Genomic DNA, 13694 nt, shown 5'->3' on the forward strand with positions numbered 1-13694 from the left:
GGCTCGTTCCTCGGCCCGACGCTCTGGTAGACAGTGGGCCATGGCCGACACCGAGATCACCTTTGCCAGCGGCGACGTCACCCTGCACGGCAGCCTACGGGTCCCCGACGGCGTGTCGGGCCCGGTGCCAGCGGCCCTGCTCCTCGCAGGCAGCGGGCCGACCGACCGCAACGGCGACAGCGCCCTGATGCCCGGGTCCATCGGCACCCTCCGCTTCCTCGCGGACACGCTGGCGGACGCCGGCTTCGCGAGCCTGCGCTACGACAAGCTCGGCAGCGGGGAGACCGGGCTCGGGCCGTACGAGGTCGAGGACGTCGCCGGGCTCGGCTTCTCCACCTTCGTCGACGCGGCCGCGGACGGACTGGATTACCTTGCGGCGCAACCCGGTGTCGATGCGGACCGGCTGGTGGTGATCGGGCACAGCGAGGGCGCGCTCGTCGGGCTCGCGCTGGCCGTCGCCGACGACGCCCCTGCCCTCGCCGGGCTCGGCCTGCTCGAGCCGCTCGCGGTACGGCTGCTCGACCTGCTGACCCGGCAGATCAACGCGCAGGTCGACGGGGCCCTCGGTGCCGGGGCGCTCCCGCTCGAGCTGGCCGATGAGCTGCGCACCGCGCTGACCGAGGCCGTCGAGTCCTTGCGCGCCGACGGCACCCTCCCCGACGACCTGCCCGAGCCGCTGCGGATGGCCGGATTCGTGCCCGTCAACGCCAAGGCGCTCGCCGAGGAGGACGCGCTCGACCCGCGTGTGCTGGCAGGCGCGCTGCCCGCGGGACTGCCCGTGCTGACCAGCTGCTCGGCCCGGGACACCCAGGTCGCGGACGCCGACGTGGACGCGCTGGACGCGGCGCTGTCCGCGGCGGCGTTGACGTCGGTGCGGATGACCACGGCCAACCATGTGCTCAAGGAGATCGGCGAGCGGGACTCGACCGGTGCCGACTACATCGAGGACCTGCCCTACTCCGCGGAGTTCGGCGCCGGCTTCCGCAACTGGCTCGCGGGGCTCTAGTCCTCCCTGGCCGCGGTCGTCTCCGGCACCGCGCCGGTCGCCGAGTGTGCACCTACCGTCGCGCCTACCCGACCGATGCCCCGACAGCTGCACTTTCGACCGATCTGTGGACAACCGAATCGGGTGTCCACAGGTGACCGAACGCCCCACCGCCGCGGCGACCCGTCGGTCAGTGTCGAGGCATGGGGGAATTCGATGAACCGTTCCTGGGCAGCACGGCGGTCGCGGCCGGCGCCATGACCGACCGGCAGCTGCGCCTGGACCACCACCAGATCCACCGAGATGTGTACATCGCCAAGGGAATCGGACTCGACGCGATCCTCCGCGCCCGGGCTGCGGCACTCTGGGCCGGTGAGGACGGGATCCTCGCCGGGATGTCCGCCGCCGCCGTGCACGGCGCCAAGTGGATCGACCCGGGCGCTCGCGCGGAGCTGTTCCGAACGGGCAGCAGGCGCGGCACGCGGGGAGTCCTGATCCACGGCGACGCGTTGGCCCCTGACGAGATCTGCGTCGCGGGTGGGTGGATCGCATCGACCCCGGCCCGCACCGGGTACGACCTCGGCCGTCGGCTGCGGTTCGACCGCGCGGTCGAGGCGCTCGACGCGCTGTGCAATGCCACCGACACGAAGCCTGGGGAGATCGGGGCGCTGGCCGAGAACCACCGCGGGGCAAGGGGAATCGTCCAGCTCCGCCAGGTCCTCGAACTCGTAGACGGCGGCGCGGAGTCGCCGCAGGAGACGCGAACCCGGCTGCTGCTGATCGACGGCGGGTTGCCGCGCCCGGCGACGCAGATCCTCGTCCGGGACGCGCGCGGCCGCGTCGTCGCGCGATCGGACATGGGGTGGGAACGCTGGAAGGTGCTCGTGGAGTACGACGGCGACCAGCACTGGACCGACGAGAGCCAGCGCGCGTGGGACCTCGAGCGGCTCGAGCTGCTGACGAATCTCGGGTGGCGGGTGGTGCGCGTCGGTTCCGCCCAGCTGCGACTGCGTCCGCACACGGTCGCGGCCCGCGCCCGCGCCGCACTGCGGGCGGCGGGCGCCCCGGTCTGACGGTCCGCCGAGTGTGCAGTTTCCGCCTCCCCACCTCGGCCGATGCATCGGTAGGTGCACACTCGGCGACCACCGCGCCGATATTGGAGATGCGCGGGTCCCCGGTGTGCTGTACCGTTCTCGCCTAACCAACGACGCCTAGACCGAAGGGACGGCCACCATGACGCACTACGCGCACCTCAGCGCCGTACCCGCGTGGCATTGCCACATGTCGGCCAAGCGCGTATCCCGAGAACGATCCTGACGTAGCGGATCCGTTCTCGGCACCCAGGGCATTCGCCCGGGTGCCTTTTCTTTTACCCGAACACCCCCGAGCGGAAACCTTCCGCACACAAAACACAGACAGACTCGACAAGTCCAGAACGAGGAGTTCCCCATGAAGCTTCGAATCAGCCAACTGTCCACGGCCCCGCCACTGACGTCCCTGCCCGCCGACCTCACCGGCCACGCGGTCACCCTCGACCTCTCCCACACCGACGCCGCTCAGCGAGCGGCCGCGACCGACCTGGCCCGCGAGCTGCTCGACCGCGGCGCGGCCCGGATCGTGATCTCCGGCTCGGCCGCCTGACCATCCCGCGGCCGCGGCGTCGAGCGTGCACATACCGGGGCGTCGCCCCGGTGGAAACGACGAAAGGTGCACACTCGGCGGGAGAACCCGCGAGCGTGCACCCTCGTCAGGACGTCGGCGCGAGAAGTACCTCAGTGCGCGAAGTGGCGCGCCCCGGTCAGGTACATCGTGACGCCCGCCTCGCGCGCGGCCTCGATCACCTCGTTGTCACGGACCGAACCACCCGGCTGCACGACCGCCTTGACGCCCGCGTTCGCGAGCACCTGGAAGCCGTCGGGGAACGGGAAGAACGCATCGGATGCGCCGACCGAACCGGTGACCCGGTCCCCCGCGCGCTGCACGGCCAGGTGCGCGGAGTCGACGCGGTTGACCTGGCCCATGCCGACGCCGACCGAGGCGCCGTCGTGAGCGAGCAGGATCGCGTTCGACTTCACGGCACGGCATGCGCGCCAAGCGAATTCGAGGTCCTTCAGGGTCGCGGCGTCGGCCGCGTCACCGGTGACGAGGGTCCAGTTGGCCGAGTCGTCGCCCTCGGCGTCGAGCACGTCCCGCTCCTGCAGCAGCGCCCCGCCGGAGATCGGGCGCAGCTCCACGCCGGTCGCGTTCGGGACGGCGGCCTCGAGCACCCGCACGTTCTTCTTGCGGGCCAGCACCTCGACGGCACCGGGGGCGTAGGACGGCGCGATCACGACCTCGGTGAAGATCTCGGCGACCTGCTCGGCCATCTCGACGGTCACCTCGCGGTTCGCGGCGATGACGCCGCCGAAGGCGCTGACCGGATCGCAGGCGTGCGCCTTGCGGTGCGCCTCGGCGATGTCCGCGCCGACGGCGATGCCACAGGGGTTGGCGTGCTTGATGATCGCGACCGCGGGCTCGGCGTGGTCGAAGGCGGCGCGCCAGGCTGCGTCACCGTCGGTGTAGTTGTTGTACGACATCTCCTTGCCGTGCAACTGCTTCGCCTGCGCGAGCCCCGCGGGAGCCGCCGGGTCCTCGTACAGCGCCGCGGCCTGATGCGGGTTCTCGCCGTAACGCAGCACCGCGGTGCGGTTCCAGCTCGCGCCTGCCCACTCGGGGAACTGGGAGTCGGACTCGACCATCACGGACGTCATCCAGCTCGCCACCGCGACGTCGTAGGACGCGGTGTGCTGGAACGCCTGCGCGGCAAGGGCGGTGCGCTCGGCCAGGGTGAATCCGCCTGCCGAGATGGCGGCGAGCACGTCCTCGTACTTGCCCGGGTCGACGACGACCGCGACCGACGGGTGGTTCTTGGCGGCGGCGCGCACCATCGACGGGCCGCCGATGTCGATCTGCTCGACGCACTCGTCAGGGGTCGCACCGGACGCGACGGTGGCGGTGAACGGGTACAGGTTCACGACCACCAGCTGGAACGCCTCGACGCCCAGCTCGATGAGCTGATCGAGGTGCTCGTCCTTGCGGGTGTCGGCGAGGATGCCCGCGTGCACCCGCGGGTGCAGGGTCTTCACGCGACCGTCGAGGGTCTCCGGGAAGCCGGTCAGGTCCTCGACCTTGGTGACGGGGATGCCCGCGTCGGCGATCTTCGAGGCCGTGGAGCCGGTGGAGACCAGCTCGACCCCGGCCTGGTGCAGCCCGGTGGCCAGTTCCACGAGGCCGGTCTTGTCGTAGACGCTCACCAATGCGCGGCGCACAGCCTTACGTTCGGTCACTTCGGGATCACGGCCTTTCGTCCATCGGAAATAACACCTCGGGTGGCGACGGCGGCGAGAACCTCCGCCAGCAGTCGCCGTTCCACCGTTTTGATCCGCTCGTGCAGGCTCGCCTCGTCGTCGGACTCGAGCACGGGCACCGGCTCCTGGGCCAGGATCGGTCCGGTGTCGACCCCCGCGTCGACCAGGTGCACGGTCGAACCGGTGATCTTCACGCCGTAGGCCAGGGCATCGGGCACCGCGTGCGCGCCGGGAAACGAGGGCAGCAGAGCGGGATGGGTATTGATGATGCGGCCGCCGAAGCGGTCGAGGAACTCGGGACCGAGGATCTTCATGAACCCGGCGGAGACGATGAGGTCCGGCTGGTACGCGTCCGTCGCCTTGGTCAGCGCGCGGTCCCAGGCGGCCCGGTCGGCGTGATCGCGCAGCCCGACCCGGAAGGCGGGGATGCCCGCGGTCTCCGCGTGCCCGGCGGCGGCGCAGTCGCGGTCCACCCCGACCGCGACGATGCGGGCGGGGTAGTCGTCGACGGCGGCCGCGATCAGCGACTGCAGCAGGCTCCCGGTACCGGAAGCGAGGACCACGACTCGGACCGGCTCGGTCGAGCCGGGGCGGAAGTACTCACGCGAGGCAGTCAGCGCTCTACTCCTGTGTGCGGGCCAGCGACCGGAGTGTGCCCCGGCCGGGAAGAATCCTAGTCGCTGCTGGTCCGGGTGCCCTCGGGCAGGTCCGCTTCGGCCGGATCGGACGTGACGTCCGCCACCTCGGCGTCCACCACCGCGTCGTCGATCTCGGCGTCCACCGCGTCGGTGGCGTCCACCCCGTGATCGCCCGCCTGCGCGGCCGGGTCGCCGCCGGAATCGACCACCTCGGCCTCGACCACCACCTCGCCCTCGATGTACGAGGCCTCAGGCAGCTCCTTCACCGGCGGCGGCTCCGGGCGGTCGAGCATTCGGGCGGCCAGCGTGTAGGTCCGCGGCGGCTCGGGCTGATCGGCGGGCTTCGACCGCTCCCGCTCCTGGCCGCCACCCTCGCGCCTGGCCACGACCAGCGCGGTCAGCGACCCGAACACCGCGAGCCAGGCGAAGGACAGCCCGGTGAACATGGCGAGGTCCACCCCGACCGTCCCGAACGAACCGAGCTCCCCGCCCGCGGCGAAACCGAGCAGGCCCAGAGCAAGGGCCGCCGCGGCGGCCGCGACCAGCACCTTGCGCACCGCCACCGACGGACCGCCCGCGCGGTGCGCGCAGTCCCGTCCGAGCTGCACGCCGAGGACGGCGGGGATCAGCAGCAGGGCGGGCCAGCCGCCGCCGCTCGGCCCGGCGGGCACCGCGCCGAGCAGGGGCAGCGCAGGCAGCGGCCCGCCGACGACGGTGAACACGCTCAGCGACGCCTCGCCGATGTGCGCGGTCGACCCGACCAGCATCGCCGCGCTCCCGACCGCGAGATTCGGCAGGTACAGGATCGAGAGCAGCGTGAGGCCGAGCGCACCGCCGAAGCCGTCACCGGCCTCGAGCAGCTCGCCGACCTCGGCCCACGACGAGATCAGCGCCACCGCGGTCAGCGCCGCACCGGACGCCAGCAGGGCGAGCCCGGCCCTCAGGGCCGGCCTGGCCGACGCGCGCACCCACTCCGGGACGCCGAGGCGGGCGCAGATCGGGCGCCACAGCTTGCTGCCCATCCCGATGCCTGCACCGATCAGGTGCACGCCGAGCACCCAGGCGAAGGCGGCCAGCGCGTTGGGCGGGGCCAGCGCGATCACCGACGACGCGTCCTTGATCACGGCCAACGCCAGCGCGGTGACCAGCAACGGGCCGGCGAGCGCGGCGCCGAGCACCCAGAGTTGTTCGTGTCGCGGGGTCTGCTCGGTGACGGCGTGCGCGCAGCCGCGCGCGACCGACCAGATCATCAGGATCGTGGGGACCAACGGCAGCACGCCGAGCGAGGCGCCGCCGATGGTGAGCTGCACCTGGTGCACGGCCAGCCAGCTCGCCGCGACAGCGCCGCTGGTGCCGGTGAGATCGCTGTTCGCCGCGACCAGCGTCACGAGGATGCAGGCGGCGATCAGCGCCAGCGCGACAAGGGCGGGCCGCAACGCCACCGCGAGCAGGGTGCGGACCTGCTCGGGGTTCGGCGTCGGCCTCGGTGCCGCCGGTGTCCGCCGCCTGCTCGGACGGCGGAGGGTGTCGCTGCTGCGCAAGGAACTCATCTCCTCGAGGGTGACATCTGTGTTCGGGGCGGTCTGCCAGGCGCGCCGACGGGTCGCGAAACGACGACGCCCCCCGGCTCACCGGGGGGCGTCGAGCGGGGGTGTCGCTAGTCCGCGTCCCGCTTCGGGGCCGATCCGAAGGCCTGGGTCGGGGCGGCGGTTCCGTCGTCCGCGGCGGGTGCCTGCGTCTCGGGCGACTGCGGCGCGGGGCCCGTCGGGGCGTCCTGCGGGCCGGACTGCTGCGGCTGGCCGTACCCCTGCGGCGCCTGGCCGTAGCCCTGCTGAGGCGCGGGCGGGGCGTAGGGGTTGGTGGGCGGTGCGTAGCCCTGCGGCTGGCCGTAGCCACCGGGCTGTGGCTGACCGTAACCGGGCTGCGGCTGACCATAACCGGGCTGCGACTGTCCGTAGCCCGGCTGCGCCTGCGGCTGGCCCTGCGGCTGGCCCTGCGCCTGCGGCGGCTGGCCGTAGCCCTGGGGTGCCTGCCCGTAGGGCTGGCCGGGTGCCTGCTGCTGGCCGTACCCCTGCGGCGGCTGGCCGTACGTCGGGTAACCCTGGGGCGCGTAGCCGGCCGGCTTCGGAGCGGGCACCTTGAGCATGCCCAGCGAGAACAACAGCACCGCCACCGCGACCCCGGCCTGGACGAACGCCAGGATCAGGCCGATGATGCCGCCGATGGCCAGCGAGACGCCCTCGGACAGGCTGAACATGAAGAACAACGCGATGAGGAATCCCACCACCGACGCGGCCGCGGCCGCGCCCTTGTACGGCTGCTCGGGCAGCAGCGACAGACCAGCGAGCAGCCCACCGAAGAGCAGGAAGGCCAGCGCCAGGATCGGGTAACCGGCCTCGAAGGAGCTCTGTGTCAGGGTCTCGTCACCGAAAGTGGTCACCTTCGCGAACGGGGCGAACCCGAGCAGGAAGTTGACGATGGAGAGCCCGAGGACGCCGAGGGTGAGCAGGAAGGGCAGGCCCTTCGACCCGAGTCCCCCGGACGGCGGCTCGCCTGGACCGTAACCGGACCCTGCAGGCGTGAAAGTCATGACATCTCCTAGGGAGGGTCTGCATTGTGCGACTGGTCAATTCCTCAATGAACGCTAGCGCATTTCTCTGTGTGAACCCTGAGCCCGCAGCGCCCGCCCCTCGGATGAAAAAGCCGAGGGGCACCTTCCCGCGCGGTGAGCGCGGGCAGGTGCCCCTCGAAAGGTGAGTCAGGAGCGGCGCTCAGCCGCTCAGCTCACTCAGGCCTCGACGACCAGGCTCTGCAGGATCTCGCGCGCGAGAGCGGCGGTCTCGGACGGCGTCTTGCCGACCTTGACGCCTGCCGCCTCGAGGGCGTCCTTCTTTGCCTGCGCGGTGCCCGAGGAGCCGGAGACGATGGCGCCTGCGTGGCCCATGGTCTTGCCCTCGGGGGCGGTGAAGCCGGCCACGTAGCCGACGACCGGCTTGGTGACGTTGGCCTTGATGTAGTCGGCCGCGCGCTCCTCGGCGTCGCCGCCGATCTCGCCGATCATCACGATGATCTTGGTCTCGGGGTCCTTCTCGAACGCCTCGATGGCGTCGATGTGGGTGGTGCCGATGACCGGGTCGCCGCCGATGCCGATGGCGGTCGAGAAGCCGTACTCACGCAGCTCGAACATCATCTGGTAGGTCAGGGTGCCGGACTTGGAGACCAGGCCGACCGGGCCCTTGCCGGAGATGTTGGCCGGGGTGATGCCGACCAGTGCCTCGCCCGGGGTGATGATGCCGGGGCAGTTGGGGCCGATGATCCGGGTCTTGTTGCCCTTCTCGACGTTGTAGGCCCACGCGAACGCGGAGTCCTGCACCGGGATGCCCTCGGTGATGACCACGAGGAGCGGGATCTCCGCATCGATGGCCTCGACGATGGCGTCCTTGGAGAAGGCCGGGGGGACGAACGCGATGGAGACGTCCGCGCCGGTCTTCTCCATGGCCTCGGCGACGGTCGCGAAGACCGGCAGCTCGACGGCGGAACCGTCGGCGGCGGTGTGCGAGACGGTGGTGCCGGCCTTGCGGGCGTTGACGCCGCCGACGACCTGGGTGCCCGCCTTGAGCATGAGGGCGGTGTGCTTGGTGCCCTCGCCGCCGGTGATGCCCTGGACGATGACCTTGGAGTCCTTGGTCAGGAAGATTGCCATTGTTCTAGTCCCTTTACTTCGCTGCGAAGGCGAGCTCGGCGGCCTTGTCGGCGGCCTCGTCCATGGTGGCGACGACCGTCACCAGCGGGTGGTTGGCCTCGGCGAGGATGCGGCGGCCCTCTTCGACGTTGTTGCCGTCCAGGCGCACGACGAGCGGCTTGTTGGCCTCGTCGCCAAGGGTCTGCAGGGCGCCGACGATGCCGTTGGCGACCGCGTCACAGGCGGTGATGCCGCCGAAGACGTTGACGAAAACGCTCTTGACCTGGGCGTCGTTCAGGATGACATCGAGGCCGGCTGCCATGACGGCCGCCGAGGCGCCGCCACCGATGTCGAGGAAGTTGGCCGGCTTGACGTTGCCGTGCTTCTCACCCGCGTACGCGACGACGTCGAGGGTGGACATGACCAGACCCGCGCCGTTGCCGATGATGCCGACGGAGCCGTCGAGCTTGACGTAGTTGAGGTCGTTCTCCTTGGCCTTGAGCTCGAGGGGATCGGTGGCGTCCCGGTCCTCGAAGGCCTCGTGGCCGGGCTGACGGAAGCCGGCGTTCTCGTCCAGGGTGACCTTGCCGTCGAGGGCCAGGATCTGGTCGTCGGGGGTGCGCACGAGGGGGTTGACCTCGACGAGGAGCGCGTCCTCCTTGATGAAGACCTCCCAGAGCTTCTGGATGGTCACGGCCGCGGCGTCGAGCACCTCGGCCGGGAGCTTGCCCGCCTCGGCGATGCTGCGCGCGAACGCGAGGTCGACACCCTTGACGGCGTCCACCGGGATCTTCGCGAGGGCGTCGGGGTTCTCCTCGGCGGTGACCTCGATCTCGACGCCACCCTCGACCGAGCACATGGCCAGGTAGGTGCGGTTCGTCCGGTCCAGCAGGAAGGAGATGTAGTACTCCTCGGCGATGTCGCTCGCCTCTGCGACCAGCAGCTTCTTGACGACATGGCCCTTGATGTCGAGCCCGAGGATGGACTCGGCGTTCGCGACGGCCGCGTCGACGTCGGCGGAGTACTTCACGCCGCCGGCCTTGCCGCGGCCTCCGACCTTGACCTGTGCCTTGATCATCACGGGCTTGCCGATTTCCTCGGCAATCTCGCGTGCGCCGGCGACAGTGTCGGTAACACGGCCCGCCGACGTGGGCACGCCGTGCTTGGCGAAGAGTTCCTTCGCCTGGTATTCGAAGAGATCCATCTGCTCACCGTCTCGTCTGCGTTGACGCCCGCTCGAGGGGTAGGAGCGGGTCCGTTCGGGACCTTATCTAGTTGAATCAATCGTCTATCGACCGCATTGATGCTATGTGGCATATCTCACGGCGCAAGGGGGCGTGAGCGTCAGCTCACCGGCGATTTCGACGAACCACCATGAAAGCGGTCACCGCGAGCAACGCCACCGCGACGAGCCCGCAGACCGCCCCCGCGCCCATCGCCGGCTCCGCCACCCGGGCGCGTGTCAGCGGCCACCCCATCAGGTATACGGACATTCCGGTCACCGCGCCGATCATCAGGGACGCGCCCCGCGCCGCCCTCGACCGCGCGGCGACCAACACGGCCGCCACGATGACGACCGCCAAGAGCGCGCGGCCCCACAGATCCCAGCCCCACGGCCAGTGCGCGAACGAGTCGGGGCCGAAGTCGACACCGCGATACAGCGGCAGACCGAGGGCGGCCACCGACGCGAGCGCCGCGACCGACCCGACGATCAGCACCGGCAGCCGGACTGGCACGTCGACCGAGGTGTCGATGCCGTCGCGCTCCGCCGACCCGGCACAGAGCGCGAGGAGTCCGGTCGCGGCCGCCGCGACGGTGGACACGGCGAGCAGCGCCGCGCCGGGGCCGGGTCCGACACCCGGCAGGTCGCCCGCGACCACCAGCGCCTGCAGCGCCGCGGCGACCGCCATCACCTGGGCCGCCCACAGCACCCCGACCGCGGGGCGCACCAGGGCCGCGAACTCCGAGAGCAGCAACCAGACGCAGGCGATCACGAGCACCACCCCCGCCAGCAGCACCACCCTCGTCGCCAGGATCCGCGGCTCGGGCACCCCGGCCGGGACCGACAACACGGGCAGGAGCGCCCCGACCGCGCCGAGCAGCCCGGCCGAGATCCCGACCACGGCGGTGGCGACGTGCCAGCGTCCGACCCTGGCCCGTTCGGCCGCGGCCGCCCTCGCGCGGGCGGCGGACTTGGAGCCGCCTGCGGCCGCAGGCGCCGTGGCCGCGGCGGCGGACTGCGCCAGGAGTTGCGCCAGCCCGCGACGCGCCCTGGCCGCGGCCGCGGCGGGGATCACGCAGCCGACCGCGATCAGCACCGCGCACGCGGCGAGCGCCACCACAGAGCCGGGACCGACCGAGACGCCGTCACCCGCCAGCAGGCCCGCGACCAGTCGCACCCCGACCACACCGAGCGCCGCCACCGCCGCCCCGACGATGGCACCCGCCGCGCCCAACGGCGAGATCGCGGCCAGCGCGGCGGCGACCACGATCAGCACCGCCACCCCGATCAGTCCCGCGCCCAACGCCATCGGGGCCGCGGACTCGACGACGGCGGGCACGAGCAGCACCGGGTCCGTCGATCTCAGCGGCGGCGCGAAGAGGGCCGCGGCGAGGACCACCGCGGCCGCCACCGCGAGAATCGAGAGCCCGGCGCCGATCCGGCTGCCGACGCCCGCACCGTCGTGATCCGGGTAGTCGGAGTGGCCGTAGCCGTCGGCGTGCGACGCCCTGGCCGCCGCGACGAGCCCGAGCAGCCCGGCCAGCACCGCGAGGACGTGCCCCGCGAGGATCGCGTAGGCACCGGATCCCGCATCGAGTGACGCGGCGGTGAGCGGTCGGAACAGTTCGAGTCGGTTCGCGTTGATCGCGTCGTCGAGGAGTTGGAGGTCGAGCACCACCAGCCCGAGCGAGACCCCGCCCGCACCCGCCAACACCGTGCCCGCGACCGCGGGCCTGCGGCCCACCAGGGCCAGCACGGCCAATGCGGGCGCCAGCGCCGCACAGACGACGGCCGTGACGGCGGCCGCGGCGACGGCGGGCCCGGTCTCCTGGCGGACGACGCCGAGCACGGGGGCGACCGCGGTCGCGGCGACACCGAGCAGGGCGAGCGCGACCGCCGCGATCGCGACCGGACCCGGACTGCGCGACGGTTCGGACGAGTCGAACCCGTCCCTGGCGTCGATGCGTTCGGGCTGGGCCCGAGAACTGGTTCTGAGATCGGGTGAGGGCGCCACGCGGACGACGCTAACGGGTCATCGGCGTCGATCTCGACCGAACTTCACAAGAATCCGGCTCGCCGCGTTACACCCGCGTTCCGGCGTATTCCCAGGCCCGGCCGTGATCACTCTGTGATGCATCTCACATATCCCAACCAGATGGCGCTAGGAGTTGCGGCGCTCGCAACCGTTTCGTTACCGTCGCTGGGGTCAAAGTCACAGACAGATCACGAACAGGAAGGCGGCAAGTTGTCCAGGCATCGCGCACCCTTCCAGCCCAGCCAGTACGCCCCGCAGGAGCAGGTCAACGAGGCCGCAACCACGGTCTACTCGATTCCCGCAGGTCACGCGGTAGAGACTCGCCACCAGGTACAGGTCGAACCCAGTAGATCGAGCTTCGACTACTTCGGCGACAACGAGACCACGCAGACTTATTCGCAGCGCGTGCCGGATCGTTACATCGGATCCGCGAATCTGGGAACACCGCGTTCGACGACCTACCGCTCCACCTCGCTCGACCAGCTCGACCCCTCTTTCGATTCGGACCTCGCAGCTCCCGCTCGCCGCGGTGGAGCGCACCGGATCCCCACTCCCCCCACCGCCCTCAAGGGTCGCGCCGCAGTCATCGCGGTCGCCGCAGGCGCCGTCGTCGCCGCGGGGCAGGCCAGCCTGAACGGCCCCAGCAGCACCGATACCGCCGAGCTCAACCTGGCCGCGGACGAGAGCTCCTCGAGCACCGCCGCGACCGCCGAGCCGCAGGCCGCCCAGTTCGCCGCCGACACGGCCGCGAACACCGGTTCGCAGGCTCCGCAGGTCCTCAACATCGCGGCACCGACGGATCTCAGCCAGTTCTCGAACCTGCTCGCCAAGGGCCAGCGGTTCAGCGAGGAGCGTGCCGCCCGCGAGGCCGCCGCCCGTCGCCCGCTCTTCGTACTGCCCGCCGTCGGCGCCTACACCTCCGGCTACGGCGCCCGGTGGGGCACGCTGCACGCGGGCGTCGACATCGCGAACGCCATCGGCACCCCGATCTACGCGGTCGCCGACGGCGAGGTCATCGACTCCGGGCCCGCGCAGGGCTTCGGCATGTGGGTGCGGCTGCGGCACGCCGACGGCACCGTCACCGTCTACGGCCACATCGACTCGTCCAACGTCTCGGTCGGTCAGAAGGTCATGGCGGGCGATCAGATCGCACGGATGGGCAACCGCGGCTTCTCCACCGGCCCGCACCTGCACTTCGAGGTGCACCTGGGCGGCGAGAACAAGATCGATCCACTCCCCTGGCTCGCGACCCGCGGCATCAGCCTCGGCGTCGAGCGCGACTAGGAACGAACCCCACCCCGGCATTCGTCCGGCGGAACGGCACCGTCTGCATTAGCCTTCGGTTCGCCAGACTCCGTTGACGTCTACGTAGCAAGGGGTTCGCGTGAACTACTCCCGAGGGTCAGTCGTCGTCGCCGCACTCGCAGGCGCAGTCTCGCTCGCATTGGCGCCGGCCGCATCGGCCGCCACCTACCAGATCACCGCCCTCCCGCCGATCGGGACCGTGTACTCGGACAACCTGGTGACGCTCGCCATGGCCGTCAGCCCGGTCCCGGCGGGCGCGGACTCGACCACCCCGGTTCTCGTCCACATCACCGAACCGGACGGCGACGACCGGACTCTCACCGTCCCGCTGACGCTGGGCGGGGCGACCGTGGCCACCCGGGTCAACGAGCCGGGGCGGTACGTCGCGGTCTTCACCTTCGACGCGCCCGGCGGCGACCCGGCCACGACCACGCTGGAGTTCGACGCCGTCCCGTCGCCGCTCGGGAGTTCCTCGTAGCG

At 71.3% G+C, this 13694-nt stretch carries 12 protein-coding genes; 5 read left to right on the plus strand and 7 right to left on the minus strand.

Going from position 1 to position 13694, the window contains the following annotated elements; genetic code table 11:
* The first annotated feature begins 40 nt into the window (after nucleotides 1-40).
* The 3 genes from BR31_RS0110060 (at nucleotide 41) to BR31_RS0110070 (ending at nucleotide 2626) form a co-directional block, all read left to right on the plus strand.
* Nucleotides 41-1006, plus strand: a complete 966-nt coding sequence (locus tag BR31_RS0110060) for an alpha/beta hydrolase family protein (protein ID WP_027500840.1) — start codon at nucleotides 41-43, stop codon at nucleotides 1004-1006.
* A 182-nt stretch (nucleotides 1007-1188) separates the two neighbouring features.
* Nucleotides 1189-2058, plus strand: a complete 870-nt coding sequence (locus BR31_RS0110065) for a DUF559 domain-containing protein (protein ID WP_027500841.1) — start codon at nucleotides 1189-1191, stop codon at nucleotides 2056-2058.
* Nucleotides 2059-2434: 376 nt separating this feature from the next.
* Nucleotides 2435-2626, plus strand: a complete 192-nt coding sequence (locus BR31_RS0110070; RefSeq protein WP_027500842.1) for a hypothetical protein — start codon at nucleotides 2435-2437, stop codon at nucleotides 2624-2626.
* A gap of 131 nt (nucleotides 2627-2757) precedes the next feature.
* Here BR31_RS0110070 and purH read toward each other — a convergent pair whose 3' ends face one another.
* The 7 genes from purH to BR31_RS0110105 all read right to left on the minus strand — a co-directional run bounded on the left by purH (nucleotide 2758) and on the right by BR31_RS0110105 (nucleotide 11888).
* The gene (gene purH / locus BR31_RS0110075) at nucleotides 2758-4311 is read right to left on the minus strand and encodes a bifunctional phosphoribosylaminoimidazolecarboxamide formyltransferase/IMP cyclohydrolase (RefSeq protein ID WP_027500843.1); all 1554 of its coding nucleotides are present in this window, start codon (nucleotides 4309-4311) and stop codon (nucleotides 2758-2760) included.
* Nucleotides 4308-4949, minus strand: a complete 642-nt coding sequence (gene purN / locus BR31_RS0110080; RefSeq protein WP_027500844.1) for a phosphoribosylglycinamide formyltransferase — start codon at nucleotides 4947-4949, stop codon at nucleotides 4308-4310. The genes purH and purN overlap by 4 nt, the downstream gene beginning before the upstream one ends.
* 56 nt (nucleotides 4950-5005) lie before the next feature.
* A complete protein-coding gene (locus tag BR31_RS0110085) occupies nucleotides 5006-6520 on the minus strand; it encodes a cell division protein PerM (protein ID WP_231496430.1) in 1515 nt (504 codons plus the stop codon).
* Between the two features lie 107 nt (nucleotides 6521-6627).
* Entirely contained in the window at nucleotides 6628-7560 is a 933-nt protein-coding gene (locus tag BR31_RS0110090) for a DUF5336 domain-containing protein (RefSeq protein ID WP_027500846.1), read from the minus strand.
* Nucleotides 7561-7758: 198 nt separating this feature from the next.
* Nucleotides 7759-8673 carry a succinate--CoA ligase subunit alpha gene (sucD, locus tag BR31_RS0110095; protein ID WP_027500847.1) on the minus strand — a complete coding sequence of 305 codons (915 nt, stop codon included), beginning with the start codon at nucleotides 8671-8673 and terminating at the stop codon, nucleotides 7759-7761.
* A 13-nt stretch (nucleotides 8674-8686) separates the two neighbouring features.
* Entirely contained in the window at nucleotides 8687-9856 is a 1170-nt protein-coding gene (sucC, locus tag BR31_RS0110100) for an ADP-forming succinate--CoA ligase subunit beta (protein WP_027500848.1), read from the minus strand.
* Between the two features lie 145 nt (nucleotides 9857-10001).
* On the minus strand, nucleotides 10002-11888 hold the full coding sequence (locus BR31_RS0110105; protein WP_156042431.1) for a hypothetical protein: 1887 nt from the start codon (nucleotides 11886-11888) through the stop codon (nucleotides 10002-10004).
* Between the two features lie 231 nt (nucleotides 11889-12119).
* Here BR31_RS0110105 and BR31_RS0110110 point away from each other — a divergent pair, with 231 nt between their 5' ends.
* Together BR31_RS0110110 and BR31_RS0110115 are read left to right on the plus strand one after the other, a co-directional pair.
* On the plus strand, nucleotides 12120-13193 hold the full coding sequence (locus BR31_RS0110110; protein WP_027500850.1) for a M23 family metallopeptidase: 1074 nt from the start codon (nucleotides 12120-12122) through the stop codon (nucleotides 13191-13193).
* A gap of 100 nt (nucleotides 13194-13293) precedes the next feature.
* Nucleotides 13294-13692 (plus strand): hypothetical protein, encoded by a 399-nt coding sequence (locus BR31_RS0110115; protein ID WP_027500851.1) that lies wholly within the window; start codon nucleotides 13294-13296, stop codon nucleotides 13690-13692.
* Nucleotides 13693-13694 lie beyond the last annotated feature (2 nt).

The sequence above is a fragment of the Rhodococcus sp. UNC363MFTsu5.1 genome (assembly GCF_000686785.1).
Taxonomy (GTDB): domain Bacteria; phylum Actinomycetota; class Actinomycetes; order Mycobacteriales; family Mycobacteriaceae; genus Rhodococcus_G; species Rhodococcus_G maanshanensis.

Bases quoted from the DNA above. Each gene is read 5' to 3' on its own strand.
- BR31_RS0110060 (WP_027500840.1), top strand. From the start codon at position 41: ATGGCCGACACCGAGATCACCTTTGCCAGCGGCGACGTCACCCTGCAC.
- BR31_RS0110065 (WP_027500841.1), top strand. From the start codon at position 1,189: ATGGGGGAATTCGATGAACCGTTCCTGGGCAGCACGGCGGTCGCGGCC.
- BR31_RS0110070 (WP_027500842.1), top strand. From the start codon at position 2,435: ATGAAGCTTCGAATCAGCCAACTGTCCACGGCCCCGCCACTGACGTCC.
- BR31_RS0110085 (WP_231496430.1), bottom strand. From the start codon at position 6,520: ATGAGTTCCTTGCGCAGCAGCGACACCCTCCGCCGTCCGAGCAGGCGG.
- BR31_RS0110090 (WP_027500846.1), bottom strand. From the start codon at position 7,560: ATGACTTTCACGCCTGCAGGGTCCGGTTACGGTCCAGGCGAGCCGCCG.
- sucD (WP_027500847.1), bottom strand. From the start codon at position 8,673: ATGGCAATCTTCCTGACCAAGGACTCCAAGGTCATCGTCCAGGGCATC.
- sucC (WP_027500848.1), bottom strand. From the start codon at position 9,856: ATGGATCTCTTCGAATACCAGGCGAAGGAACTCTTCGCCAAGCACGGC.